The organism is Halomonas sp. ATBC28 (assembly GCF_005937175.1).
GTDB classification, from domain to species: domain Bacteria; phylum Pseudomonadota; class Gammaproteobacteria; order Pseudomonadales; family Halomonadaceae; genus Vreelandella; species Vreelandella titanicae.
In genome coordinates, this window is sequence record NZ_VCQL01000014.1 from 131,050 (window position 1) to 155,819 (window position 24,770).

The 24,770-nt window shown below is 54.2% G+C and carries 22 protein-coding genes and 1 other RNA gene; 9 read left to right on the plus strand and 14 right to left on the minus strand.

Features of this window, described 5'->3' with window-relative positions; genetic code table 11:
* Nucleotides 1–65: 65 nt before the first annotated feature.
* From E0L35_RS16710 to E0L35_RS16740, 7 genes are all read right to left on the minus strand, one after another.
* Entirely contained in the window at nt 66–1,043 is a 978-nt protein-coding gene (locus tag E0L35_RS16710) for a glycosyl transferase family 90 (RefSeq protein WP_022521021.1), read from the minus strand.
* The gene (locus E0L35_RS16715) at nt 1,043–2,080 is read right to left on the minus strand and encodes a glycosyltransferase family 4 protein (protein WP_171051177.1); all 1,038 of its coding nucleotides are present in this window, start codon (nt 2,078–2,080) and stop codon (nt 1,043–1,045) included. The genes E0L35_RS16710 and E0L35_RS16715 overlap by 1 nt, the downstream gene beginning before the upstream one ends.
* 3 nt (nt 2,081–2,083) lie before the next feature.
* On the minus strand, nt 2,084–2,866 hold the full coding sequence (locus tag E0L35_RS16720; RefSeq protein WP_138800894.1) for a glycosyltransferase family 2 protein: 783 nt from the start codon (nt 2,864–2,866) through the stop codon (nt 2,084–2,086).
* Nucleotides 2,863–4,017, minus strand: a complete 1,155-nt coding sequence (locus E0L35_RS16725) for a glycosyltransferase (protein WP_138800895.1) — start codon at nt 4,015–4,017, stop codon at nt 2,863–2,865. The genes E0L35_RS16720 and E0L35_RS16725 overlap by 4 nt, the downstream gene beginning before the upstream one ends.
* Nucleotides 4,014–4,958, minus strand: coding sequence for a glycosyltransferase family 8 protein (locus E0L35_RS16730; RefSeq protein WP_138800896.1), 945 nt, complete (start codon nt 4,956–4,958; stop codon nt 4,014–4,016). The genes E0L35_RS16725 and E0L35_RS16730 overlap by 4 nt, the downstream gene beginning before the upstream one ends.
* A complete protein-coding gene (locus E0L35_RS16735; protein WP_022521016.1) occupies nt 4,955–6,328 on the minus strand; it encodes an O-antigen ligase family protein in 1,374 nt (457 codons plus the stop codon). The genes E0L35_RS16730 and E0L35_RS16735 overlap by 4 nt, the downstream gene beginning before the upstream one ends.
* A gap of 102 nt (nt 6,329–6,430) precedes the next feature.
* Nucleotides 6,431–7,150, minus strand: coding sequence for a 3-deoxy-D-manno-octulosonic acid kinase (locus E0L35_RS16740; protein ID WP_022521015.1), 720 nt, complete (start codon nt 7,148–7,150; stop codon nt 6,431–6,433).
* On the opposite strand from E0L35_RS16740, the gene E0L35_RS16745 reads away from it, so the two are divergent.
* Genes E0L35_RS16745 through waaA form a run of 3 tightly spaced genes read left to right on the plus strand, consistent with a single transcriptional unit; the run spans nt 7,149 to nt 10,969 of the window.
* Entirely contained in the window at nt 7,149–8,246 is a 1,098-nt protein-coding gene (locus E0L35_RS16745) for a glycosyltransferase family 9 protein (protein WP_053856930.1), read from the plus strand. The genes E0L35_RS16740 and E0L35_RS16745 overlap by 2 nt on opposite strands.
* Nucleotides 8,236–9,666 (plus strand): bifunctional D-glycero-beta-D-manno-heptose-7-phosphate kinase/D-glycero-beta-D-manno-heptose 1-phosphate adenylyltransferase HldE, encoded by a 1,431-nt coding sequence (gene hldE / locus E0L35_RS16750; RefSeq protein WP_138800897.1) that lies wholly within the window; start codon nt 8,236–8,238, stop codon nt 9,664–9,666. Before E0L35_RS16745 ends, hldE begins: the two co-directional genes overlap by 11 nt.
* Before the next feature lie 10 nt (nt 9,667–9,676).
* Entirely contained in the window at nt 9,677–10,969 is a 1,293-nt protein-coding gene (gene waaA, locus E0L35_RS16755; RefSeq protein WP_138800898.1) for a lipid IV(A) 3-deoxy-D-manno-octulosonic acid transferase, read from the plus strand.
* A gap of 23 nt (nt 10,970–10,992) precedes the next feature.
* On the opposite strand, the gene rpiA is transcribed toward waaA, so the two are convergent.
* Nucleotides 10,993–11,667, minus strand: a complete 675-nt coding sequence (rpiA, locus tag E0L35_RS16760; protein ID WP_027958479.1) for a ribose-5-phosphate isomerase RpiA — start codon at nt 11,665–11,667, stop codon at nt 10,993–10,995.
* 175 nt (nt 11,668–11,842) lie between these two features.
* Between rpiA and ilvA the strand changes: the two genes are divergently transcribed.
* On the plus strand, nt 11,843–13,357 hold the full coding sequence (gene ilvA, locus E0L35_RS16765; RefSeq protein ID WP_009286372.1) for a threonine ammonia-lyase, biosynthetic: 1,515 nt from the start codon (nt 11,843–11,845) through the stop codon (nt 13,355–13,357).
* Nucleotides 13,358–13,760: 403 nt separating this feature from the next.
* On the opposite strand, the gene E0L35_RS16770 is transcribed toward ilvA, so the two are convergent.
* The 3 genes from E0L35_RS16770 to E0L35_RS16780 form a co-directional block, all read right to left on the minus strand.
* Nucleotides 13,761–14,417 (minus strand): 5-formyltetrahydrofolate cyclo-ligase, encoded by a 657-nt coding sequence (locus E0L35_RS16770; RefSeq protein ID WP_009286373.1) that lies wholly within the window; start codon nt 14,415–14,417, stop codon nt 13,761–13,763.
* 47 nt (nt 14,418–14,464) lie between these two features.
* A non-coding RNA gene (gene ssrS, locus E0L35_RS16775) (6S RNA) lies at nt 14,465–14,647 on the minus strand.
* Nucleotides 14,648–14,739: 92 nt separating this feature from the next.
* Nucleotides 14,740–15,039 carry a cell division protein ZapA gene (locus tag E0L35_RS16780; RefSeq protein WP_022521011.1) on the minus strand — a complete coding sequence of 100 codons (300 nt, stop codon included), beginning with the start codon at nt 15,037–15,039 and terminating at the stop codon, nt 14,740–14,742.
* Nucleotides 15,040–15,220: 181 nt separating this feature from the next.
* Between E0L35_RS16780 and E0L35_RS16785 the strand changes: the two genes are divergently transcribed.
* The 4 genes from E0L35_RS16785 to E0L35_RS16800 all read left to right on the plus strand — a co-directional run bounded on the left by E0L35_RS16785 (nt 15,221) and on the right by E0L35_RS16800 (nt 19,820).
* Complete coding sequence (locus E0L35_RS16785; protein ID WP_022521010.1) at nt 15,221–15,799, plus strand: YecA family protein; 579 nt, start codon at nt 15,221–15,223, stop codon at nt 15,797–15,799.
* A gap of 40 nt (nt 15,800–15,839) precedes the next feature.
* Nucleotides 15,840–17,180 (plus strand): Xaa-Pro aminopeptidase, encoded by a 1,341-nt coding sequence (gene pepP / locus E0L35_RS16790; protein WP_053857153.1) that lies wholly within the window; start codon nt 15,840–15,842, stop codon nt 17,178–17,180.
* A gap of 94 nt (nt 17,181–17,274) precedes the next feature.
* Nucleotides 17,275–18,504: a 2-octaprenyl-6-methoxyphenyl hydroxylase gene (gene ubiH, locus E0L35_RS16795; protein WP_138800899.1), complete on the plus strand. Its 1,230-nt coding sequence runs from the start codon at nt 17,275–17,277 to the stop codon at nt 18,502–18,504.
* A gap of 35 nt (nt 18,505–18,539) precedes the next feature.
* Complete coding sequence (locus tag E0L35_RS16800) at nt 18,540–19,820, plus strand: UbiH/UbiF/VisC/COQ6 family ubiquinone biosynthesis hydroxylase (protein WP_138800900.1); 1,281 nt, start codon at nt 18,540–18,542, stop codon at nt 19,818–19,820.
* A 12-nt stretch (nt 19,821–19,832) separates the two neighbouring features.
* Here the strand turns inward: E0L35_RS16800 and E0L35_RS16805 are convergent, their stop codons facing one another.
* From E0L35_RS16805 to gpmI, 3 genes are all read right to left on the minus strand, one after another.
* Nucleotides 19,833–21,149 (minus strand): S41 family peptidase, encoded by a 1,317-nt coding sequence (locus E0L35_RS16805; protein WP_138800901.1) that lies wholly within the window; start codon nt 21,147–21,149, stop codon nt 19,833–19,835.
* Between the two features lie 106 nt (nt 21,150–21,255).
* Nucleotides 21,256–22,374, minus strand: coding sequence for a peptidoglycan DD-metalloendopeptidase family protein (locus E0L35_RS16810; protein WP_236614921.1), 1,119 nt, complete (start codon nt 22,372–22,374; stop codon nt 21,256–21,258).
* 23 nt (nt 22,375–22,397) lie between these two features.
* On the minus strand, nt 22,398–23,975 hold the full coding sequence (gene gpmI / locus E0L35_RS16815; RefSeq protein WP_138800903.1) for a 2,3-bisphosphoglycerate-independent phosphoglycerate mutase: 1,578 nt from the start codon (nt 23,973–23,975) through the stop codon (nt 22,398–22,400).
* A 367-nt stretch (nt 23,976–24,342) separates the two neighbouring features.
* Between gpmI and E0L35_RS16820 the strand changes: the two genes are divergently transcribed.
* The gene (locus E0L35_RS16820; RefSeq protein ID WP_027958472.1) at nt 24,343–24,765 is read left to right on the plus strand and encodes a rhodanese-like domain-containing protein; all 423 of its coding nucleotides are present in this window, start codon (nt 24,343–24,345) and stop codon (nt 24,763–24,765) included.
* Nucleotides 24,766–24,770: the final 5 nt, after the last annotated feature.

Below are 24,770 nucleotides of genomic sequence, written 5' to 3' on the forward strand. Positions count from 1 at the left end.
TACCTAATATAAACAGTGAAAAAGGAGATGTTACAGAAAATTGATAGCTCTGATGATAACGGCTACTACGGGAGAAGTTGATGGGTGCGCTCGAAATATTTCTGCATAACCAAAAGACCCATCAAGCGTTCTTTATCAGCATTCATAAATTGAGCGAAGTAGCGGTTAGCATTACCGATAATTTTTTTTGCCGCCACGGGGTTTTCAAGGTAATAGGTGACTTTCTCCTCAAGGTCTGAGTAATCATCTTTGAGCTGCACATAGTGATAGTCAGGTAACAAAGTGCCTTCCATAAACCATGTTTCAAAGCGCGGTAGTCGCATAAAACAGAGTGAATTAGAGGCCATTATCCATTTGAGATTCGTTGCAACATCTTTGCCTTCGATACTGAGTACGAACTTATATTTCAGTTGCTCCAGTACCGACATAAATTGGCTATGCCAGGGCTGACCTTGCGCATTTTTGTGAATATCGCCCACATTACATAGCGGGTGATCATAAAAGTCTCGAATGAATTGTCGCCGATGTTCTTGATGACAAGAACCACGCCATACCACAAGGTCAAGCTTGTCATCATAGCGGTGAGGATCTTTCACCGTGTAGTAATGACGAACACGGTTTAACTTAAGTAAAACTGAGTTTTGATTGTGGTCATTAATGGGCCGGCTTTTCACTAAGGTAGGTGCATCCGGCACGGTGGTTACATCACCAAAGCGATGGCAGAAGCGTAGTTCAGGCGGAAAATAGCGCAACACACTGAGCAAATCCAAGTAATAAGTGCCGCTTTTCTCGCGTTTGAAACTAGATAAACTTATAGCCTCCTTAGGCAGTTCAACGTTGTTTTCCAGTTGATTACAGTAGTTAACTCGGAGAAGTAGCTGCTGCTGCTCCTCTTTTGACAATTGCTTTAATGAGCGAAGTAAATTTAATCTTTGCCGTTGCAGAAACGTACTGGGAATTAGGCGGTGAACGGTATGTTGCGCATAAAAGCCTAGTTTATGAAGATTTTTATGCGCTTTTGCAGAAGCTGCAAGCATAATCATTAACTCACTATTGTTTGATAGAGGTGCCAGTACGCTGCAGTCATTGACTGAGGGCTATAATGATCTAAACGTTCAGTGGCTCCTTGGGCCAATCGTTGCCGAAGAGCGGGATCCTGCCTTAATCGCATAATGTCGTTAGCCATTGCATCGGCGTCGCCGGACGGTATCAGCAACCCCGTTTGTTCGTGCTTGACGATATCGGGTATGCCGCCAACCTTGGTAGCAATGACAGGAACGCCTAGCTGCATGACATCCAGCAGCACAGAGCCCAGGCCTTCATTGCGTGAAGGAAATGCAAACACATCCAGGCCAGCTAGATAGTCGGCAATATTGCTTTTAAATCCCAGCCAGGAAACATTGCTAAGTGACGAGGATTCTGCTTTTAGCGTTTCTGCATCTTCACCGTCACCTAGAAAAATAAACTGTATATCAGGCGCTTGATGCTCAAGCTTCTGCGCAGCCTGCAATAGCACTCGCTGACCTTTATGACGGTCAACCATGGCGCCTGCATGACCGACCAAAAATTTATCGGCAAAATCATTGCGAAAACTTTTGGTCGCCTCAGGCGAGGGCGTTAAGCGCGCATAGGCACTGGGTATCAAGGTAACGTCGCCACACTGATTGTCTTCCAGCAGACGCTTTATGACGTGGGAGAGGGCAACCCTGGCGGATGCTTGAGAGTAACACTGCTGATTAAACCACTTACGTTTGACGGGCGAGTCGACACGGCGTGTAATTAAATAGGGCGTGCCTTTTAAACGGTAGTGTAAGTAAGCCCAATGAACGCCTTTTGCATCGTGGGCATGTACAAGCTGTGTCCCGCCGAGATCAAAATGCCCCGCTAACTGGTGATTGGCTGCTTGAAAGTTGAGTCGCGCTACACTCTGCAGGTGCTGGCGCATGGGCGAGTCTCGACGGCAAACCAGCGTTTGTGCAATATCGTTTGGTGCATGCTCTGCTAACGTTTTAATTAATAACTCAGTTTGACGCTCTCCACCGCGAAAACCACGCGCCAAATTTACATGAGTAATATGCATCAATCACCAAACCTTATTAAAGTCTTCCGCTTCAAGCACTTTGGGATCGCGTTGATATTCGAGTAGCTTGGCATACTTCAAGTAGCTATTGAGACCTGCGCTGATCGCAACGGTCATGCCATCTACTCCGCCCATGAAGCCTCGCTGAAATATATATTTGCGTACGAAGGCATTCAGGCCATGTGCAAACGGTGAAAAAGCGTTTGCCCGCTTCCCCTTTTGAAACATGATTTTGGCCGCACGACCGCTGAAGTTTCGCCCTGGCTTGGCAAATAACTGACCTAAGTTAGCAAAGGAGTAATGCACTATATCTGCGTTAAGTCGCTTGGGGTTGGCAGCCCCTATGCTGGCATGCTGTTTTACATCAGCAAAGCGAGCATGGTGCCGGTTGTAGAGCCGAATACAGTAATCGGGATACCAGCCACAGACTCTAATCCAGCGTGAGCCAATCATATTGCGGCGACGAAAGGCAAAGGCGTCATGCTCGGTTGCAGCTAGGTCTAGTTGTCCAATCGCTTCGACCATCTCCGGGGTTAGGCGTTCATCGGCGTCTAAGCTGAGCACCCAGTCGTACTTTACGTGCGCTAGCGCGATATTTTTTTGAACGCCGTCACCTAAATAGGCTTGTTGAACCACCTTGGCACCTAACTCACGCGCGATAGCGGTGGTGCGGTCCTGGCTGCCTGAATCCACCACAACGATGTCTTCACATACTTGGCGAGCGGAAGCAATACAGTCCGCAATATTGGCTTCTTCGTTAAAGGTAATAATATTAGCCGATATCATGAAGCAGGCATCTCTTGCAAAAAGGCAGTAGTAATGTGCGCTGGAGAAAAACGTTCCAGCCAACGTTCATCAATAGCATAGCCGTCAGCATCAAGAATGGCATCGACACGGGCTGCTAACGCCTCCGGTGTCATTTCACACAGATAAGCTTCCAGCTCACCGGTCATAATATCACGTACCCCGCCTGGGCAATCGACCGAGACAATCGGCGTTTGGCAGGCCAGCGCTTCAAGTAATACGATGCCAAGACCTTCGTGGGCAGAGCTCAAGATGAATAGGCGAGCATGATGCATCCAAGGGTAAGGGTTTAGTTGGCGACCGGTAAAAGTAACCCGTGCCGCAATACCCAGCTCAACGGCTAGTGCTTCCAGTTCTTTGCGCAGTGGCCCCTCGCCGACAATCACCAGCGGAAGCGTTGTGCGCATCTTGGCGTACGCCCGCAGTAGAAGGTGATGGTTTTTCTGCGGTACCAAGCGGGCTACATTGAGTAGATATGGAGAATTGGGCCGCTCCGGAAAGTCTTCGCACATGGCCTTTCGGATAGACTCTAAAGGGCATGGATTGGTGATGGTTCTCAGCGAGGATGGTTTGACTTGTAGCGTCTGCATAGCAGTGGCGATTTGCTTTTCGACGCCGTGGGATACGGTTACTAAGTGTTTGTTATGAAATAGACAGCGTGCTTTTAGTCGCTCTAGCCAAGGGGCATGGCCTGAGGTAGTTTTGACGATATTTTCCAGAACATAACAGGCGCGGGGGTCTTGGAAGGACCATACCGTTTCAAAGGTACCAATACCGCGGAAAATAATCCGATCAAAAGTGCCATATTGGCGCTCAAGGCGACGTACTTCGCGACGAAAAAGTTTTCCACCCCACCAGCCTGATAATAAAAAATAGCTTTTCCTTAACACGCTATTGAGCAGGCGTGCTACCACCTCAATAATGCCACCCACACCCGATGTCCACATGGCACGAGACAGTGCGAAATGGTGAACTTTGACTTGCTCATTGCTTGGTTCTAACTGAGGGGGGCGCGGCTTAAAGTACATCAAATGGCTCTCATGGCCGTGTTCCGCAAAGGCGTCAGCAAGGTTTACCGCAACCCGTTCCATGCCACCAATTTTTAACGTACGCACGACAATCAATACCTTCATGTGGGCGAGTCCTTTTGGTGGGGCGGAAGTTGCATCACAGGGTGGCAATGCAATCGCTGGCGGCGCCGCCGATTCTTAAACCACGCCAGCATTTGCTTCAGACGTCGTTGCAGGGAAGGTCGAGTAGCTTGTACAGATGGCTGCCACGGTGTTAACGAAAGATAGTGCCGATACAAATAGGCAAGTGGGTGGCGGCTGTCGGCGTGCCATGGTTTACGTGCGCCAATAAAATGTATGATCGCGGGTTCACGGATAGCGTGTTCAAGTTCCTTCTGCCAATCAGCATAGTGAGCTGCTTTTTTTTCTACGGCCGGATAAGCGTACGGCTGCATATTCCAGCGCATGGGTAGTCGATACCAGTCTTGGAAAATGAGATTTAATGCGTCCTGATCGGGATAACTTAAGGTGTAATCGTGCTGCTTTAATATTTGCTCTACTTGATCTAGCACATTGCGAGCTTTCCACCCTTCTAGATCCACCAGAAGGACGCCGGAATTAAAATAGTGTTGATAACCAAGGCCCATTCGACTCTGCTCGGTTCCTTGTAGATTAGCCACACTAGCGATGGGAGCGCCCTGTATGTCGAATGCCAACAAGTTGGCGATATCGTCTAGCACTACAAGGTCACAGTCTAAATAAATAACTTTCTGGCAGCTTGGTGGCAGCCAGTTGTGCATGCCTAGACGCAGCATGGCGGCGGGCCCAAAACGGCCCAATGTTAACTCGGGCCAGCGACTATTCTCAGCTTCAATGATCGTTAGCTCAGCAGGCAGTGTCGTAAACCAGTTGTGCAGCTTTTGATGAGTACTTGCAGATAGTTTGTATCCTAATATATAGAAATGCAGCGCCTCAGGTGTCTCGCTGTGACAAACGGTTGACGCTATCACGGCAGCGGCTTTATCTATATAAGCCTCATCGGAGCACAGGACAATATCAATCATTTGCGATCCTTTCCTGATATAACAGAGGGTGTTGAACTGTTAGTGCGCAATGTGGGTTTCCATATATGGACGAGGCCGCCCGCCATAACAACATTAAACAGAAATACACCTGTCCAAAATATCAAATATGATTCAAAAAGATTAATCACGCTCCAAAAGCATAAAAAAGCATAGAAAAATAGCAGTACATCACCCGGCATGTCGCCACGCTTCCAAGCAAGCCGTGCGTTTGTTATAAACCACCCTAGTAGATAAAAGTAAGCAGCTAGACCTAACAAGCCATACTGTAGTGTGATTTCAAGATAGAGGTTATGTAGATGACCAAAATTTAAAGCTTGATAGTGTGCTTGATTATATTGGATGTTATCAAATAGATAATCAATGCCTTGCTCACCCCAGCCTAGCAAGGGGCGTTGGGCAATCATATCGATCGCGGCGCGCCAACTATATAGTCGCTCTCCTACACTAGAGCGTACTTCACTGGTTGATAGGGGAACAGAACTCCAGTCACCTCTCAGTAGTGCCTGAATGGTATCCAATTCTGCAGTAGCTCTTTCAATGACTAAAGAGCTATTGGTAATAATAAGAATCGCCAGGCATGCTGATAAAATAAAAAATATGAGTAGATATTTTTTTGAAAAACTTTTCCGATGCTCAATAAAGATTAAGAAAAGTGCCGTTAATAAGCCTGCTATCACACCTAGCCAAGTGGCGCGAGTTTGTGAAATGATAACGCCAGCTATAATGATAATAAAAGCGAGCACCCATAAACTTAGTTTGCCATAGTGTTGTAGAGGGGCCCTTAATAGCCGTGGTAAAAAAATAAGCAATCCAAGCAGTACTGTGCCGAAAAACATCGCTGAATGCTGAACGTTACGAATACCAAACCCAATGCGTTCGCCGAGAAAACCACGCTGAAAATCAGCGAGGCCATCGCCAGCGATCCATGGCGCCAATACGACAGCTGCGCTAGCAATACTCCAGAAAAGTAGCGTGTTCTGTGTGCTGCCAGCAAGCCACCATGCAAATATAATAAATACGAACAGTCGGGCAATGTGATCCAGTTTAGGGTAGTCACCTGCCAGATCAGGAAGTGCCAGTGTTAAAAAAAACCAATGACACACTGCTAACAGTAAGGCCCACCAAAACATATGAAAAACAGGGTGTTTCCATACTGGTGCGGCATAAATTTTAATGCTAATTAAACCAGAGAGAGATAGTACTAATTTATTGAAGTCGCTAAAATCATCAAAGTGAGGCTTTGAAAAAATATAAAACAACGTAGTTAATACGCCTATCGCTATTAAGGGTAGGGGCGTTTTTCCAAAATAATGTGTTTCCCATAAGCTTGAAGGGATCTTTCTTAACATATACTCAGTTTCTCAGTTGTTTGCTGCATCTATGAAAAATTAATGTTCATTGGTGAACTGGCCGGTATTTTAAAAGCTGTTTTAACAAGTCGCGATAAAAATTTAACTACAGTAACCTTGTCGAATGCTGCCCATTAATTCTGAACTGTGGGAGATGGCAGAAAACTTTCTTAGCGAGCGCTCTAAGCGAGCTAAATTCTTTTCCTGCCACTTTCCCGCCGCACGGAGGCGGCAGCGATCAAGGTCAATCAACCAAGGTGTGCCACTGGGGTCGATCAAAATATTGCGGGCGTTCAGGTCAACATGATCAAGCCCCGCTTGATGAAAGCGGTAAATCATAGCACCTACACGCTTTAACAACGCTTCATCCACAAGATCGTTGACGAGTAGCTCAGCGAATGCTTTGGCACCAGCAATGCGCACGGTAATCAACGCGGCTTCATACGTAAGCCCATAGCGAGTAACACAGCTTGCTACGGGGCGAGGTACCGGCAGCCCTTGCCCAAAAAGCGTGGCGGTTAAGCGCAGTTCACGAAATGCCCGGGTGCGCTCAGCGCCAGTCCATAGGTAGCGTTTCTCACTGAGTTTGGCCGCCATGCCCCCCCGGCAATAGGGCCTTAATACCCACTGCTCGGTCGGCGTTGCCTGTAAAAACAGACTGCTGCCCCGGCCTGGTGCTTCGCCCACAATTAATCCGCGCTCACGCCAGTAATCGCGCGTGAATAAGTCTGGATCAATTTGGTGTGTTCCCGGCCCGTCACATAAACTGTCTACATCATGTAAAATCAGCCAATTTCTCTGCCGGAGTGCCGCTAAGCGCATGAAGCCCTCTCTGCCTGTTCAGCCTAACCACATTGCCATTTTGCGCCTCTCCGCCCTAGGAGATGTGTGCAATCTCGTGCCCACGGTGCGGGCGTTGCAGCGCCAGTGGCCCGATGCGCGCATTACCTGGATTATCGGTAAGGGGGAGCACAGTCTACTGGCGGGGCTTTCCGGGGTCGAGTTCGTTGTTTACGACAAGTCGACAGGTATTGCCGGAATGCGCGCGTTATGGCGGCAGCTTGCCGATACGCGCTTCGATGTGTTGCTACATATGCAGCAGGCCATTCGGGCCAGCGTGCTGTCGCTTGGGCTGAAGGCCGACGTACGCGTGGGCTATGACAAGGCGCGTGCCAAAGATGCTCAGCACTGGTTTACCCAGCATCAGCTTGCGCCGCACCCCAATGCCCATGTGTTGGAGTCCTTTATGGACTTCGCCCGGGTGCTCGGGGTAGAGGATGACCGCTTAGCGTGGGATTTACCTGTGCCCGATACGGCACGTAATGAGGCTCAGGTGATCAGCGGTGAGACCCCTTACCTCGTCATTAACCCGTGTAGCAACGTTCGCCTGCGTAATTTTCGCAACTGGTCGGTAGAGGGCTACGCGAGCGTGATTGAACACGCTTGGGTGCAGCACGGTCTTAAAAGCGTATTGACCGGTGGCGGCAGTGCTCTGGAGCGTGAAATAGGCGAGCAAATTGAAGCACTCTGTCAGCCAGCCAGTGTCATTAACGCCATCGGCGGCACCTCATTGAAAGGGGTTTTAGCGCTGATCGATCAAGCCCAAGCGGTGATAGCGCCGGATACCGGCCCTATCCATATGGCCAATGCCATGGGAACGCCGGCATTGGGTCTTTATGCATCGACCAATCCCCAGCGTGCCGCACCCTATCTGTGGCGCGATTTTGCGGTCAACGCTTACCCAGACGCGGTACGTACTTATCTGCATAAGTCGGTAGACGAGGTGAGCTGGGGCCAACGGGTGCGTCACCCAAGCGCCATGATGCTGATTAAAGCAGACGACGTTATCGCTAAACTGGATACATTGCTGGCGCATACCGCTTTGACTGCCAGCGCAGGGAGCACCGATGAAGATTGATTTAACCGCGTTAGAACATGCCCGTGTACTTGTGGTCGGCGATGTCATGCTTGACCGCTATTGGCATGGAGGTACCTCGCGGATTTCCCCCGAAGCGCCTGTGCCAGTAGTTCGGGTAGAAGATGTTGAAGACCGCCCAGGCGGAGCGGCTAATGTGGCGCTGAACATTACCTCCCTGGGCGGCCACGCGGTGCTGGCGGGTGTGATCGGAGACGATGACAACGCGCAGATTCTACAAGCTAGTTTGGTTGCTTCAGGTGTGAGTACTTACTTTCAACGTAGCGTTGAGATACCCACGATTACCAAGCTGCGTGTGATGAGTCGTAACCAGCAGTTGTTGCGCCTGGATTTCGAGCAGCGCTTGGACAGTGTCGATACCAGTGAGCTGGTGACTCAGGTAGAAAAGGTGCTCCCCGACTGCGACGTAGTGATCCTTTCCGACTACGGCAAAGGCACGCTGAACCAAGTGGAGAACCTGATAGCCAACGCAAGAGCTCAGGGCAAGCGCGTGCTAATCGATCCGAAAGGGCAGGATTTCAGCAAATACCGTGGGGCAAGTTTAATCACTCCCAATCTGACCGAATTTGAAGCCGTGGTGGGCCATTGTGCGTCCGATGCCGAGTTATCCCGACGGGGTGAAGCGCTACGTGCTGAGTTGGAGCTGGAAGCGTTGCTGATTACTCGCAGCGAAAAAGGCATGACGCTGATTCGTGAAGGGCATGCGCCGCTACACCTACCCACCCGCGCTCAGGAAGTTTTCGATGTAACAGGGGCAGGCGATACCGTTATTGGCTTAATGGGGCTAGCGCTAGCGGCAGGCCACGCCTTTCCCGAAGCAATGATGCTGGCTAATTTGGGGGCAGGGTTGGTAGTGGCCAAACCGGGCACGGCCACGCTCTCTATCGCCGAGCTCTACACTGCCTTACACGGCGATAAGCTGGCCGAGTTTGGGGTGATTGAACCGAATGTATTGATCGAGGCGGTGCGTGCTGCCCAGCTACGCGGTGAGCGGGTGGTCATGACCAACGGCTGCTTTGATATTTTGCATGCGGGCCACGTCGCCTACCTGGAGCAGGCTAAACGTCTGGGTGACCGTTTAATCGTCGCGGTTAACGACGACGCCTCTATTGGTCGCCTGAAAGGGCCCAAACGTCCGATTAATCCGCTTAACCGGCGGATGCAGGTGTTGGCGGGGTTAGGGGCTGTCGATTGGGTTGTGCCGTTCAGTGACGACACCCCTCAGGCGCTGATCGAAGCGGTGCTACCCGATATCTTGGTCAAAGGTGGCGATTATCGTCCAGAAGATATCGCCGGGGGCGCGGCCGTTATCGCTAATGGTGGTGAGGTTAAAGTACTGGGCTTTGAAGATGGCGTTTCGACCTCGGCGATGATTAGTTCGATTCTAGATCGTGAACGCTAAGAAACCTCTGATGTCTTCACCTGCCTGGCCTCGGCTTGCCTACTCAGCGGCACTGTATGCGCTCTCACCGCTGATTAGCTGGCGCATATGGCGTGAGCAAGTACCCACTTACTCACGCCTTCAGCGGCTGGGTTTACGCCTCGAACCGCTGCCTTCCGCGCCACGTATTTGGCTGCACTGTGCCTCGGTGGGAGAAGTACGCGCCGCTCGACCGTTGATTGAGGGGCTGCTAGCGCGTTATCCAACGCATAGCCTGCTGCTCACTACCATGACTGCGACAGGTGCTCAGCAGTCTCAAGCGCTTATTAGCGAGCAAACCCCAAGCGATCAAGCAAGGCTTACCCATCGCTTCCTACCGTTGGATTTTCCCGGTGCTGCCAGACGCTTTGTACGCAGCGTTCAGCCCGAACTTGCGATCCTGTTTGAAACCGAGCTGTGGCCCAACCTGATCCACGCCTGTCGCCAGCAGGGTGTGCCGGTGGCAGTGGTGAATGGTCGCCTATCGCCCCGCGCCTTTAAGCGCTACCAACGCCTGCGCCCGCTAATGGCCAGCACGCTCGCCAATATTAGCTGGCTAGCCGCAAAATCACCGGCAGATGCCGAACGCTTTAATGCCCTTGGCTGCGGCATGGATATTACTCGCATCGTTGGTTCGCTGAAATTTGAAATAGCTTGCCAAGATAAGGTGTCTGAAGAGAGTGAGCGATTACTTCAAGAATGGGGAGGGCGTCCGATTTGGGTAGCGGGCTCCACCCGAGACGGCGAAGAAGCACTTGTGCTTCAAGCCCATCGTCAGCTACTTAAGCGCTATCCGAGCGCGTTGCTGGTGCTGGTGCCCCGTCACCCCCAGCGCTTTGAAGAGGTGGCTAAGCTTTGCCAAACAGAAAGCTGGACACTAAGCCGCCGCAGCCTACAGCAGCCTGCCACAAAGAAAACTCAGGTTTACCTGGGGGATACGCTCGGTGAACTGGCCGTTCTTTATGCAGCAGGTCGTGTGGCCTTTGTGGGGGGCAGCCTAGTGCCGTTGGGCGGGCACAATGTGCTTGAACCAGCGGCGCTCGGTAGGCCGGTGCTTAGCGGTTCCTCAATTGAGAACTTCGCCGATGTCGCTGAACCGCTTCAAGCGGCAGGTGCGCTAACGCTGGTCGATAGCTCGGATGCCCTGGCAGATGCCTTGGCGGACTACTTTGCTAACCCTGAGCGCGCCCAACAGGCTGGGCGCGCTGGCCGCGCGGTGATTGAGACGCAAAAAGGCGCACTTGATCGCACCCTGACAGGATTGGCGTCGTTACTGTCTCGTTAGCCAGTGCCTGTATCGAAGAATCTTTATTTAAGCGCTATGCGCTCCACACCATCTTCTTTGCCCAGCAGCAGCACATCAGCGCCGCGGGCGGCAAAAAGGCCATTGGTCACAACACCGACGATAGCGTTGATGCGCGCCTCCATGGCTACCGGGTCTTCGATCATAAATTCAAAGCAGTCGATAATTTGGTTGCCATTGTCGGTGACTACTCCCTGGCGATAAACCGGCTCTGCACCAAGCGCTACCAGCTCGCGGGCGACATAGGAGCGGGCCATGGGGATGACTTCTACCGGCAGCGGAAAATGACCTAACTGAGGCACGTACTTTGAGCCATCAGCAATGCAGATAAAGCGTTCGGCACAGGCAGCCACGATTTTCTCGCGGGTAAGCGCAGCACCGCCGCCTTTAATCATATGTAAGTTAGCATTTACTTCGTCTGCACCGTCGATGTAAAAAGGAACTGTGCCAACGCTATTGAGCTCAAAAACTTCAATGCCCAGTTTCTCAAGGCGCTCGGCACTTGCCTTAGAGCTCGCCACCGCGCCTTTAAAATGATGGCGCAGGGGCCCCAGGCGATCAATAAACAGGTTAGCCGTGGAGCCGGTGCCAATGCCTAAGATGGTATCCTTTTCCAACTGAGATTTAATTTCTGCAATGGCGGCGTCCGCCACGGCGGCCTTTAATTCATCCTGGTTCATAGCTTGGTTCATAAATAGCCTTGTGAGTCAGAGGAGAGTTAGAGAAAAGAGGTAGTGGCGTTAGTATAACGGCCTAAACGTTGCCTGCCGATGGAAACGCGGCTAGACGCCGCTATACGTAATCTGCTACCAATAAAAGCTTTGTCCGTTCACGTTCTTCCCTTGGGATACCCGCATGCTCGAAGCAACCGTCAAAAAGATCCTCCAAGCCCGCGTTTATGAAGCCGCTTGTGAGACCCCGATTTCCCCTGCACCCTTTTTGTCGCGTCGTTTCAACAACCAGATTTTGATTAAGCGCGAAGATCTACAGCCGGTGTTTTCGTTCAAAATCCGTGGCGCTTATAACAAAATGGCGCAGCTCACCCAGGATCAAAAAGATAAAGGCGTGATTGCCGCTTCCGCCGGTAACCATGCTCAAGGGCTGGCCATGGCCGCGAAGCTGATGGGTGTCAAAGCCGTCATTGTGATGCCGCGTATTACCCCCGATATCAAAGTGCAGGCGGTGCGCGCCCGGGGCGCCAAGGTCATCCTCAAAGGGGATGCCTTCGCTGCTGCAGCCGAGCATGCTCAAGAGCTGATCAAAGAGCACGGTTACACCTATATTCCGCCGTTTGACGATATTGATGTGGTGGCCGGTCAAGGCACCATCGGCGTGGAAATTCTGCGCCAACACGCTGGGCGCTTAGACGCCATCTTCGTGCCGGTTGGCGGCGGTGGTTTGATCGCCGGTGTCGCGGCCTATGTGAAGTACCTCCGCCCGGATATCAAAGTAATCGGTGTCGAAGCCGAAGACAGCGCCTGCCTCAAAGCCGCCTTAGAGGCGGGTGAGCGTGTGGTGCTCGAGCAAGTGGGTGTATTTGCCGAAGGCGTCGCGGTGGCACAAATTGGCGAGGTGCCGTTTTCGTTGATCAAAGATCTGATTGACGGCGTTATCACCGTCAATACCGATGAAATGTGTGCAGCGGTGAAAGATATTTTTGAAGATACCCGTGCCGTGGCGGAAACCTCTGGCGCGCTCTCGCTGGCAGGGCTAAAAAAATACGTGCAGCAGACCGGTGCCGAAGGCGAGACGCTGCTGTGCATTAACTCAGGCGCCAATACCAATTTTGATCGCCTACAGCACATTGCCGAGCGCACGGAACTAGGCGAGCAGCGTGAAGCGATCCTGGCGGTGACCATTGCCGAGAAACCCGGTAGCTTTAAGAAGTTTTGCCGCACGCTAGGCAAGCGTATGGTGACCGAGTTTAGCTATCGCTACGCTGACAGCAGTGAAGCGCATATCTATGTAGGCGTGCAGGTTAAGCCCGGCGGTGAAGATCGACAGGCAGTGATCGACAAGCTGCGTGAGAGTGGCTATCAAGTAGAAGACTTGACTGACAATGAGCTGGCGAAACTGCATATTCGTCACCTAAGTGGTGGCCGCCCCAGCGAACGTTTCGAAGAAGAGGTATACCGTTTTGAGTTCCCCGAGCGCCCCGGTGCGCTGATGAACTTTTTGACGCAGTTGCCACACGACTGGAACATCTCGCTATTTCATTATCGCAACCATGGCGCTGCCTACGGCCGAGTGTTGGTGGGAATGCAAGTCCCAAACGGTGACCGTACTCATGTGGCAGAGTACTTAGATGCCATCGGCTACCGTTACTGGCGTGAAAGCGATAATCCGGCCTACCGATTATTTATGGCTTAGCGCTGCCCTGCGGTAAGCATAAGACGTGCGTAAATAGTTGTGTGTAAGTGGTTGCTTACCTTTAACGTCAGAGCTGCTAGTAACATAACGTAACTTAATCCTCAGAAATGAGGCTAAAAAAGGTCGCTAAACTAGTTGTCAACGATGGCCTAATAGCCCTATAGTCGTGAACGAAATTAAGCAAATCTGCCACCCTTTTGAAACCGTAAAGTGTGGTGGATTTAGCACATTCGGCAACGGTAAAGGTGTTGGAGAAGCGGCATGCGGCGGAAGAAGCCTGATATGGTAATGGCGTTGATGGTGGTATTTGCATTAGGAGTGCTGGCTACCGGCTATGCGCAGGCGTTGTCGGGAAGCTAATTCCCCGCAAGGTGACAGATAGCAGATGAGAGGGGCTGATCCTTTATGGGGTCAGCCCTTTTTTATGGCCAGTTTTTAAGGACAGCGATTGCCGGCGAACGTAGCCTTGGTCACTGACCACCACCTGTAAAGGCACATCCCATGGCTCCACAGGCAGAGAAGCCACCTGTTGGCAGGCATGGGCGACGCCAATCAAAGTAGGCGATGGGCCGGGGCGGTGCATGAACGCTAAGCTGCGGTCGTAAAATCCACCCCCCATGCCCATGCGGTTTGCATTAGCATCAAATCCGACTAGCGGCACAATCAGCGTATCTAGCGCCCAAGTGGGCAGCCGATTACGCCGCTGGGCACTGAATCTCACGTCAGGCTCCCAAATACCAAAACGGTTTTTTATCATTGGGGTGTCAGGACGGTAGGCAACAAACCACAGGCGGTTAGCGCTAAACGGACGTAAAACCGGGAGATAAATATTGACGTTACGCTGACGTAGCCAGGGAATAAGCGGGGTAGGATCGATTTCGCCGTTGACAGGCAGATAAAGACTTAAGCGCCGTGCGCGGCGTATTTCAGGCAGGGTTTTCAATCGTTGGCACAAGCGCTGTGCCGCAAGGCGTTGCTCATGCTCAGAAAGGGCTCGGCGTTGGTGACGTAAAGAGCGGCGGAGCGCGCGCTTATCGTCGTCCAGATAGAGGCTTTCCATGCAGATATTCTTTTATCCTCTATATTTTCGCATAGCCTAGACTTTGGGTGTTCTCCAGAGTGCCGCTGTCATTCTGGCCCTGAACCTACTGGTTCAGGTGGGTGGCCGCAGCCAGACCGTCAGGCTTTCCGACGCACGGACATGCACACGGGCCTGGCTAGCATTTGGCCCCCTGGGTATTACGCATAGGCTCGAGGGACTATAACGACTGGCGTACACCCCAGAGAACCCCGCCATCCTAACAGAGCGACGGCTAATGCCAAAGGTCTGGGTTAAACGTTCGCCGAGTCTTTAGATCGTTGACAGCGCTTTCAGGTAAAGCCTAAGACTGGCGCGTTTTGGATAATGCCCGCTCAAGGCGCTCATTTAAACGGTTCAGGCTCTCTTCACCGGCACGGTGCTCATCCATGGCTTCAAGAAGTTCGTGGGTGATATTGAGGGCCGCCATGATCGCCACACGCTCACTCCCCAGCACGCTGCTTTGGGCATTGATACCCTGCATGGCGCGGTCTAAGTAGCGCGCGGCGCGATCAAGTTTGGCTTCTTCGCCCGTGTCGCAGGCAATGATATAGCCGCGCCCTAATAGGGTTATTTCTTTGGTTGGCCGCTTGGCGTTGCTCATCAAAGACTCCAGCACGGGCCAGCAAGGGGCCCAATGCGTTAACATCACAGCATAGGAAGATAGGTGTCACTCACTATAAGAGAGGCACTTGTGCGCGGTCAACGCGCGGGCGAGTGCATCTCGTACCATTGCCGCCACCCTATCCCCCACACGCCCAATAAATACGAGGTTATTAAATACTATGTCATTGATTGATGAGCGTCAGGACTTCTCCGATGTCGCAGATGTCTTTCTTCTCCATGGCAGCATGCAGTCGCCGGCGTTTTTGGATGGCCGCTTATGTGCGCTGCTGGCGTTACGCGATGTGAATGCAGAGGCTTGGTTGGACGAAGTCTGCCAGAGCCTTGGTGTTGAGCAGCCCCGCGATCAGGCAAGTGCCGAGCGGCTATTAGGCTGGCGGCGGCAAACCGTAGAGGCGCTTAGCGCCAGCGACCTGGACTATACCCCACTGCTACCCGACGAGCTGTTCTCCCTGGGCGAGCAGGCGCAGGGTCTTAAAGAGTGGACGCTGGGCTTTATTGAGGTGGTCGATGAAGTGGCCGACAACGAGCTGCGCGAGCGTTGGTCTCAGGCGCTCCGTGAGGCGATTGATGACTTGCAGGCGCTGGGTCGGATAGATACCGATATCGACGACAGCCCCGAAAACGAAAACGATCTGTTTGCGCTTACCGAGCATGCCCGCATGGCCGCTATGCTGCTGTATACCGAGCAGCACCCCGGTATGCCGCAAGTCGAGCAAACTGACGCACCCGTTCACTAATCCCGTTGCCTAGATAGGAGCCGCTATGCTGTCCGACCCTGTGTTGCCTACGTTGTTACCTCGCCCCCCTGCGATCAGTATGGGCGAGTACCGCCACCGCCGTGACGCCTTAATGGCCCAGCTGCCGGATAACGCAGCGGTGGTGCTCCCCGGTGCCGGACTGATGACCCGTTCACGGGATAGTGAATTTGCCTTCCGTCAGAACAGCGATTTTTACTACCTGACGGGCATACACGAACCAGATGCACTGCTGTTGCTGCTACCAGGACGCGCTGAAGGTGAAAGCGTGGTGTTCTGTCAGGATCGCGACCCCACCATGGAAGCCTGGACAGGGCGCCGTTTGGGTGCCGAAGGCGTGGTCGCTGATTACGGCATCGATCAGGCGTTTGAAAACGCAGTACGTGATGAGCGGCTACCTGAACTGTTGGCAGGTCGTGAGCTACTTTATCTGCCGCTAGACAATGCTGAAGCTGTCAGCATGGCTGAAGATGCTTTACATGAAGCCCTGGTCGGGCTTAGACGCGGTCGGCCACCGCTAAAAGGTTGGCTGGATATCAACCCGTTGGTTCACGCCATGCGGCTAATCAAAAGCGATGCTGAAATTGCCCTGCTCAGACATGCGGCGCTGATATCTGCCCATGCTCACCGGCGCGCCATGCAGGTGGCGCGCCCAGGGCTGAGCGAATTTCAGCTCCAGGCCGAGTTAGAGCATGAGTTTGTCTGGCATGGGGCCAGTGGCCCTGCCTACAGTACGATTGTAGGTAGCGGTGCCAACGCCTGCGTACTGCACTATATTGAAAACAGCGCACCGCTGTGTGAAGACGGCTTGGTGCTTATCGATGCGGGGGCCGAGTTTGAGTTATATGCTGGTGATATCACCCGCACATTCCCGGTCTCCGGGCGGTTTAATGATGCCCAGCGGGCGCTCTACCAGGTCGTACTCGATGCCCAGCAGCGCGCTGTGAGTGCGGTTCAGCCGGGGGCCACCCTTGCTGATATACACCAGGGCGTGGTGCATGACCTAACTGCTGGGCTGATTGAGCTTGGTCTGCTGGAAGGTGATGTACAGGCGCGTATCGATGACGAGAGTTATCGACGCTTTTACCTGCACTCAACGTCACACTGGTTGGGGCTGGACGTACACGATGTCGGTACCTACCGGCTGAATGAGCAAACACCTCGGCCACTGGTCGCAGGCATGGTGCTCACCGTGGAGCCTGGCCTGTATATCCCTAGCGATGACGATATTCCTGACGCCTACCAGGGTATTGGTATTCGTATTGAAGACAATGTGGTCGTCACTAACGAAGGTCATGAAGTGCTGACCGCAGACGTGCCTAAACAGGTCGACGAAATTGAGGTATTGATGGCTAAAAAGTAACCAGCTCTCAATGTCTTCAGTGGCCTTTATGTAAATTACGTTACGAAATTATTATTACCTCTTTATGAAGTGGCGTCGTGGCCGGGAGAAGCCAATGCAGCAGTCTAATCAGGCGGTTAAGGGAATGCCGACGCATGACATTGTAATTGTGGGCGGGGGGCTGGTAGGCGCCAGCTTAGGCTGCGCCCTGGCGCCGCTGATTGAGCGCTATGGCTGGCGCGTGGCGATCATTGAGTCGGCTCCGATGGCTGTTCAGCCACAGGAAACGACTTGGCAGCCCAGTTTTGATGCCCGGGCCAGTGCGATTGCAGAAGGTTCAGCCCAACGCTTCCAGCAGCTGGGTGTGTGGGAAGCGATGCGGAGTGAGGCCACGCCTATCAAACGCATTCACATCAGTGAGCGCGGCCGCTTAGGAGCGACACGGCTGAGTGCTGACGAGCTGGGTGTCGCCGCGCTGGGGCATGTCATCCCCAATGCGTGGATGGGACGTGTGCTGCACCAACGGCTTGCCCAACTACCGCTGGAGTGGCACTGCCCGGCGAAGGTTGAGCAACTTACTCCCGTGGCTAATGGGCATGATCTGCAGCTCTCAGACGGTAGCCAGTTGACGGCAGGACTAACGGTATTGGCAGATGGGGGACGCTCTGGTCTTAAAGAGCAGTTAGGCATTGGCAGCCGCCATGAGTCTTACCAACAGACGGCGCTGATCGCCCACGTGGGGGTAAGCCAGCCCCACATGGGCGTCGCTTATGAGCGCTTTACCTCCCAAGGACCAATGGCGCTGTTGCCGCTCCCCGGCCAGGCCATGGAGTTGATCTGGACGCACCCCACTGGCAGTGAAACAGCGCGTATGGCGCTTCCCGAGCGTGAATTTCTGTTGCAACTTCAACGTGCCTTTGGTGATCGAGTGGGTCGCTTTACCCAGGTAGGCACCCGACACGCCTATCCGCTTTCACTGGTCACCGCTGAAGAACCGGTGCGTCCAGGGCTGGCGGTATTGGGTAACGCTGCTCATGCCTTGCACCCGGTCGCGGGGCAGGGGTTCAACTTAGCCCTGCGTGGGGTAATGGATCTTGTCGAGGCCCTGGAGCAGGGTGAGCAGGCCAAGCGGCCGTTGGGCGATATGAGTACGCTGCAAGCCTTTGAAAAGCAGCGCTCCCGAGACCGCGCCAATGTGATTCGCTTTAGCGACGGGCTGGTGCGGCTGTTCGGGCTCTCCTTCCCGCTGCTGCCCCATGCTCGGGCCGCGGGGTTAATAGGTTTGAATCTGGTTGGGCCCTTGCGGCGAGGGCTGGCTCGCCGCGCCATGGGCTTAGAACGTTAAGCTTATACATCCTAGCCCACGAACAAGGGAACGCTATGCATACGGACTCATCTATTGCGAAGCCGTCGGTGGAAAGCTTTGAAGCGATTATTGTTGGCGGTGGTATGGTCGGTACCGCGCTCTGCGCGCTGTTAGCCCAGGCAGGCATGCAGGTAGCGCTTGTTGAGGCAAAGCCCGCGCCGTTAAGCCTTGAAGATGCTACTAGCGTGCTGCCAGCCCCGCGGGTTAGCGCGTTAACGCCGGTCTCTCAGCGTTTGCTAACCCATTTGGGCGCTTGGCCTGCGATGCAGAAAACCCGAGTGACTCCTTACCAAGGCATGCAGGTATGGGATGCCGAAGGCAGTGGTGAAATTGCCTTTTCTGCCGACGAGGCGGGTGTCGCGGTGCTGGGCCATATCGTTGAGAACGCGGTCACGCTGGCCGCGCTCAATAGCCAGGTCGTTGACCATCCCAATGTCACCCCATTTTTTGGCGCTCGCCTACAGGCGCTGCAGCGCCCAAGCTCATATCCTTCAAAGCAAGCCTCAAGTGGCGACTGGCTGATACTTGACGATGGGCGACAGCTACATGCGCCGTTAATCATCGCCGCAGATGGTGCCCACTCGGTGCTACGCGAAATGGCCGGTATTGAGGTGGCCAGTGACGATATGCAGCAGGAGGCTGTGGTAACCACCGTTAAGTGCGCCAAGCCCCATGGTGGGGCGGCTCGGCAAGCGTTTATTGATGGTCGCCCACTGGCATTTCTGCCGTTAACCTTGGAAGGGAATGACCATTACTGCTCCATCGTATGGTCGACCACGCCGGAGCACGCCGCTGAGCTTAGTGAATTGCCTCGCGAAGCGCTTGGGAAGGCGCTGGGTAGAGCATTTGGCTATCGCCTAGGTGAGGTGACGGCCTGCGATAAGGCCCACCGTTTTCCGTTAGTGCAGCGCCATGCCCGTCACTATGTGCAGCCGCATTTTGCACTGGTGGGGGACGCTGCCCACAGCATTCATCCGCTGGCGGGCCAGGGCGTCAATTTAGGCCTTATGGATGCAGCGGTCTTGGCAGAAGAAGTGGTGCATGCCTGGCAGCGCGGCGCGCCTTGGGGAGAGTTAAGCACCTTGAGGCGTTATGAGCGCCGGCGGCGCTTTGATAACAGCGCCATGCTGGGGCTGATGAAGGGCTTTAAAGTGCTGTTTGGCAGCCACGACCCGGCGTTGACGCTGGTGCGTAATTTGGGAATGAGTGGTATGAACCAGTTGGTGCCATTGAAGCGGGTATTGATGCGGCAGGCGACCGGGGAACGCGGCCGCCTGCCGCTTAGCTGTCGTTAAATCAGGTTGTCGTCAACGCCGCTGACGGTCAACTACGTTGAGTGCTTTAAGCAGATTGAGCGCTTCGCTGAGCTGGTAATCATTGAGTAGCCGCTCGGCCATTTCCTGGCGATCCCGTGGCGCCTGCTGAGCGCTTAGGTGGCCCTCGAGATCGGCTTCGCGTATCTCCCGGCGGCCCTCGGCGACCTCCAAACGACCGCGGACGACGTCCACATCAGGCTCAATGCCTTGGGCCTGAATGGAGCGTCCGTTGGGGGTGTAGTAGAGCGCCGTGGTAAGTTTGAGTCCTTCGCCATTACCGAGTGGCATAATCTGCTGCACTGAACCCTTACCAAAACTATCGGTGCCCATAATCACGCCACGCCGCTGATCCTGCAGCGCCCCGGCGACAATTTCCGCCGCTGACGCACTGCCGCCATTGATTAAGACGACCAGCGGGACGTCGGCAGCGGGCGTGGTGGGTGAGGCGGAGAACGACATTTCGGTATCTGAGAGGCGCCCCTCGGTATACACGATCAAGCCCTCATCCAGGAACAGGTCGGCAATGCCGACGGCGGCCTGTAGCACCCCACCGGGGTTATTACGTAAATCGAGTATCAACCCTTCTAAAGGCTGTTCGCGAGCCATAAGCTCAAGCGCATCGCGCGCCTGTTCCGGTGTGCGCGACTGAAACTGACTAACGCGCAGGTAGCCATAACCGGGCTCGAGCAGCTCATGTTTAACGCTTTCGCTGCGAATAACCTCGCGGGTCAGAATAAATTCCCGCGGCGAATCTTCGCCTGAACGCAGCACGCTAATGCGTAGATCGGTGCCCGGCTCACCGCGCATCAGGGTGACGGCCTCTTGCAGCGACATGCTGTCGGTGGGGGTGCCATCAATGGCGACGATAATATCGCGAGAAAGTAGCCCCGCGCGGGAAGCGGGGGTGTCGTCGATAGGCGTAATCACCATGAGCTGACCATTCTCGGTGCCCACCTCGATACCGATGCCGCCAAATTCGCCCTGAGTCGACTCGCGCAGACTCTGGTACTCCTCCTCATCCAAGTAGGCGGAGTGGGGATCTAGCTCGCTCAGCATGCCGCGCATAGCGTTGCGCAGCAGCGTACTGTCATCGACCTCCTCAACGTAGGCACGCTTAATGCGCTCAAACACCTCGGCGAAGGTCTGAATATCTTCCAGGGGTAGTTGGTCGTAGGATGGCTCATCCACTGCACCGCTACCGGCTGGCTGGGCGAGCAACGGTAGCGGGGCCGCCAGTAAAGCAATCGGGAGCAGGGTAGCCAAGAAGCGCTTGGCGGGGGCTGATACCCCGGTAACTGATAGCGTCATGCAGACTCCGCAGGGCGATAGGTGGCGCCATAGCGCGCACCCTGTCGTGGAAAGTGTTTAGTTGAAAATGAACATTGAGACATCAATAGTCATGCAGCTTATCCCGTCAGCGACGCGCAATCCAACGCTGTGGATTAATTGGTTCACCCCCGCGGCGAACTTCGAAGTAGAGCGCCGCGCGGGTTTGACCACCGCTATCACCTACGCGACCAATTTCATCACCGCGACTGACCTGCTGACCAGGCCTGACGCTAAACTGTTGCAGGTGAGCATGCAGCGTCATGATCTGGTCACCGTGGTCGATAATCAACAAGTTACCAAACCCCCGCATCCAGTCAGCGAATACCACCCGGCCAGTGTGTACGGCAGTGACCGGGGTGCCCGCGCTGGCCTGAATCACAATACCGTTATAGTGCACGCCGTCGCGATGGTGAAAACTACTGCTGATTGAACCCTGTACCGGCCAAGGCAAATCACCTTGGGTGCTTACAATATGCGTAGTAGGCGTGGGTTCAGCAAGTTTTGCCATCTCCGCCTGGATATTACGGAGTACCCTTTCGGCCTCTTCGCGGCTCTGATTGAGGTCGGCCAGCCGCTCCTCTTCGCTTCCGTAGCGGTCATCCAGATTGGAAACAACGCCTCGCCGTTCGGTGGTGCGTTGGGCTAACAGCGCGCTTTGCTCTTCTAACTCGTCGGCCAGCGTATCGAGGCGGGCCTGCCGCTCGCTTAGTTCCTCCTGAGTATCGGCGAGCGCCGTATCGAGGCGGGCGATAGCATTTAAGCGGCGATTGCGTGCTTCGGTCAGCCGATTCATATACGCCTGCATACGATCAAGCTCGGACGGGTCGCCCTGGTTAAGCAGCAGTTTGAGCTGCGGCGTTGGGCCAAGGCGGTAAAGCGCTGAGAGCTGCTGGCCCAAGGCTGCATATTGATCGGCACGCTCGCTCTCCAGTCGGTCACGATGTTGACGGAGCTGGGTCGTTTCATCATTCAACTGGCGGCGCTCAGCTTGTAGCGTGTCTAAGCGCTGATGAGTCTCGGCAAGCTTGGTTTCGACTTCCTTGAGCTCGCGTTCGGCGCTATCGCGGGCCTCGCCAGTGGCGCTGAGGCGTTGGGCAACGGACTCGATCTCTTGGCCAATCGCATCCAACTGCCGGCGCGCCGCACTTTCATCCTGCTGGGCGAAGCCTGCTGGCGCATAACTTATCGCCAGCAGGAGGGTCATTGCCAAATAGCACCGATTAGACATTACTTATAATGGATCAGTGGTTTACCCGTCATCGCCTCGGGCTGTTTCTGATCCATCATGGTCAACAGCGTGGGGGCCAGGTCGCATAGTTTGCCCTCTTCAAGCGAGGCCGCACGTTCGCCGACGTAAATAAGCGGCACCACAAAGGTGGTGTGGGCGGTTTGCGGTGCGCCGGTTTCGGGATGAACCATCTGTTCGGCATTACCGTGGTCGGCGGTAATTAAGCAGGCGCCGCCTGCACGCTCGATGGCTTCAACGACACGACCCACGCAGGTATCGACGGTCTCAATGGCTTTTACCGCCGCATTGAAGTCGCCGGTGTGGCCGACCATATCACCGTTGGCGTAGTTACAAACGATCAGGTCGAAGCTGCCGCCGTCAATGGCATCGACAAGCTTATCGGTAATCTCAAAGGCGCTCATTTCAGGTTTTTCGTCGTAGGTGCGCACATCACGGGGAGAGGGCACGAGGATGCGCTCTTCGCCTTCGTACTCGGCTTCGTTACCGCCTGAAAAGAAGAACGTCACGTGGGGATACTTTTCGGTTTCGGCAATACGCAGCTGCTTCAAGCCACGCTTGGCGACGACCTCCCCCAGAGTGTCATTAAGATCAGATGGCGGGAAGGCGGCAGGCGCAGGAATGTCAGCGGCGTACTGGGTCATCATTACCAGCCCTTTACCTGCAAGCTTAGGGCATGCCCGCCGCTCGAAGTCGTTGAAATCCGGCTCGGCAAAGGCACGAGTTAACTCACGGGCGCGGTCAGAGCGGAAGTTAAGGAAAATCGCTGCATCGCCATCCTGCAGGGTGATGGCATTTTCTTTAGAACCATCTTTGAGCGGTATGCTGCTAGCCGATACGAATTCGTCGGTTTCACCGCGCTGGTAGGCGTCACGCAGTGCGGTTTCAGCGCTGGGGGCGTAGTACTCCGCTTGGCCCTCGGTGAGCAGGCGGTAGGCCTGCTCGACGCGCTCCCAGCGGTTGTCGCGATCCATGGCGTAGAACCGGCCAATAATCGAGGCCACAAAGCCATTATCAGCCCCCACCAGCTCGGCCAGGCGAGCATTGGCGCGCTCTATCGACGCCAACGCACTCTGCGGTGGCATATCGCGGCCATCGAGAAAGGCGTGAATAAAAATACGCTGGGCGCCACGGCGTGCCGCAAGCTCGGCCATGGCAATAAAGTGGTCTTCATGGCTGTGGACGCCGCCAGGGGAGAGCAAGCCAATTAAGTGTACCGGCCGACCATTGGCGACAGCTTCGTCAATTGGCTGGGTGAGGTTGTCATTAACATCCAGGTCGCCATCTTCAATCGCCTTGCTGATACGGGTGAAGTCCTGATAAACGATACGTCCGGCACCAATATTCATATGGCCGACTTCAGAGTTGCCCATCTGACCATCGGGAAGCCCCACGTTAAGGCCATCGGTGTGAACGAAGGCGTGAGGGCGGCTTTCCCACAGTGTATCCATCGTCGGCGTATGGGCAGCGGCCACCGCATTATGGTCGCTCTCGGGGTTGTGGCCGTAGCCGTCGAGAATAATCAGCGCCACGGGGCGCGGGGTGCGAGAAGTATCCATAAAAAAACCTCGTTAAGATTGGCAAGCCGAACGACTCGAAAATTCGGGGTCGCGACAGGCGCACGCTTGGGGCATCATAACGCAGGCAACTGCCAGGCGTCATGATTTAGGAGGCTGTCCGGCTTAACACTGATCCACTGCGAATCCCGGTATTTTGGCCAACTTTAGTCGATCGATTTCGTTAAATAGCGCGCTATTCGCCTCAACCGATCGATAAATTTGGATCAGAATCCGTGCTTCTCGCGACGATCGGCCAAGCCGTACAACCTCCTGGCCTGCGCGGGAAGCTATCTGACGTGTATACTTGTCGCGTTTTGGCAGCGGTTAGGCCGCTTTTTTCTGCATAGACCAAGAGATTGTGTTCGCGATGATCGATCAGGTGTTCGAATTCGTACAGAACCACCCCCTGCTAGTTGGGGCATTTTTGCTGGTGCTGATAGCGTGGATTATTTATGAAACGCGCAGCGCCGCCACGAATGCACTGACTGCCTCGCAGGCCACTCAGCTTATCAACCGCGAAGACGCGGTGGTGCTGGATATCCGTGAAAACAAAGACTTCAAAGCCGGGCATATCGCGGGGGCGCGCAACATTCCGCAGAGCAACCTCGATAGCCGCATGAGCGAACTGGATAAAGTAAAAGCCCAGCCGGTCATCGTGGTTTGCAAGCACGGTCAGAGTTCTGGCGCCGCACAGGCCAAGCTCACCAAAGCAGGCTTTGAGCGTGCTTACAAGTTGAGAGGCGGTATGGCGCAGTGGCAAGGCGACGGCCTTCCGGTGGTTAAAAAGTAAGCAAC

What these genes read in the sequence shown, in the direction of transcription:
- E0L35_RS16710 (WP_022521021.1), bottom strand. Translation starts at nt 1,043, where the DNA reads ATGATTATGCTTGCAGCTTCTGCAAAAGCGCATAAAAATCTTCATAAA.
- E0L35_RS16715 (WP_171051177.1), bottom strand. Translation starts at nt 2,080, where the DNA reads ATGCATATTACTCATGTAAATTTGGCGCGTGGTTTTCGCGGTGGAGAG.
- E0L35_RS16720 (WP_138800894.1), bottom strand. Translation starts at nt 2,866, where the DNA reads ATGATATCGGCTAATATTATTACCTTTAACGAAGAAGCCAATATTGCG.
- E0L35_RS16725 (WP_138800895.1), bottom strand. Translation starts at nt 4,017, where the DNA reads ATGAAGGTATTGATTGTCGTGCGTACGTTAAAAATTGGTGGCATGGAA.
- E0L35_RS16730 (WP_138800896.1), bottom strand. Translation starts at nt 4,958, where the DNA reads ATGATTGATATTGTCCTGTGCTCCGATGAGGCTTATATAGATAAAGCC.
- E0L35_RS16735 (WP_022521016.1), bottom strand. Translation starts at nt 6,328, where the DNA reads ATGTTAAGAAAGATCCCTTCAAGCTTATGGGAAACACATTATTTTGGA.
- E0L35_RS16745 (WP_053856930.1), top strand. Translation starts at nt 7,149, where the DNA reads ATGAAGCCCTCTCTGCCTGTTCAGCCTAACCACATTGCCATTTTGCGC.
- E0L35_RS16740 (WP_022521015.1), bottom strand. Translation starts at nt 7,150, where the DNA reads ATGCGCTTAGCGGCACTCCGGCAGAGAAATTGGCTGATTTTACATGAT.
- hldE (WP_138800897.1), top strand. Translation starts at nt 8,236, where the DNA reads ATGAAGATTGATTTAACCGCGTTAGAACATGCCCGTGTACTTGTGGTC.
- waaA (WP_138800898.1), top strand. Translation starts at nt 9,677, where the DNA reads ATGTCTTCACCTGCCTGGCCTCGGCTTGCCTACTCAGCGGCACTGTAT.
- rpiA (WP_027958479.1), bottom strand. Translation starts at nt 11,667, where the DNA reads ATGAACCAGGATGAATTAAAGGCCGCCGTGGCGGACGCCGCCATTGCA.
- ilvA (WP_009286372.1), top strand. Translation starts at nt 11,843, where the DNA reads ATGCTCGAAGCAACCGTCAAAAAGATCCTCCAAGCCCGCGTTTATGAA.
- E0L35_RS16770 (WP_009286373.1), bottom strand. Translation starts at nt 14,417, where the DNA reads ATGGAAAGCCTCTATCTGGACGACGATAAGCGCGCGCTCCGCCGCTCT.
- E0L35_RS16780 (WP_022521011.1), bottom strand. Translation starts at nt 15,039, where the DNA reads ATGAGCAACGCCAAGCGGCCAACCAAAGAAATAACCCTATTAGGGCGC.
- E0L35_RS16785 (WP_022521010.1), top strand. Translation starts at nt 15,221, where the DNA reads ATGTCATTGATTGATGAGCGTCAGGACTTCTCCGATGTCGCAGATGTC.
- ubiH (WP_138800899.1), top strand. Translation starts at nt 17,275, where the DNA reads ATGCAGCAGTCTAATCAGGCGGTTAAGGGAATGCCGACGCATGACATT.
- E0L35_RS16800 (WP_138800900.1), top strand. Translation starts at nt 18,540, where the DNA reads ATGCATACGGACTCATCTATTGCGAAGCCGTCGGTGGAAAGCTTTGAA.
- E0L35_RS16805 (WP_138800901.1), bottom strand. Translation starts at nt 21,149, where the DNA reads ATGACGCTATCAGTTACCGGGGTATCAGCCCCCGCCAAGCGCTTCTTG.
- E0L35_RS16810 (WP_236614921.1), bottom strand. Translation starts at nt 22,374, where the DNA reads ATGACCCTCCTGCTGGCGATAAGTTATGCGCCAGCAGGCTTCGCCCAG.
- gpmI (WP_138800903.1), bottom strand. Translation starts at nt 23,975, where the DNA reads ATGGATACTTCTCGCACCCCGCGCCCCGTGGCGCTGATTATTCTCGAC.
- E0L35_RS16820 (WP_027958472.1), top strand. Translation starts at nt 24,343, where the DNA reads ATGATCGATCAGGTGTTCGAATTCGTACAGAACCACCCCCTGCTAGTT.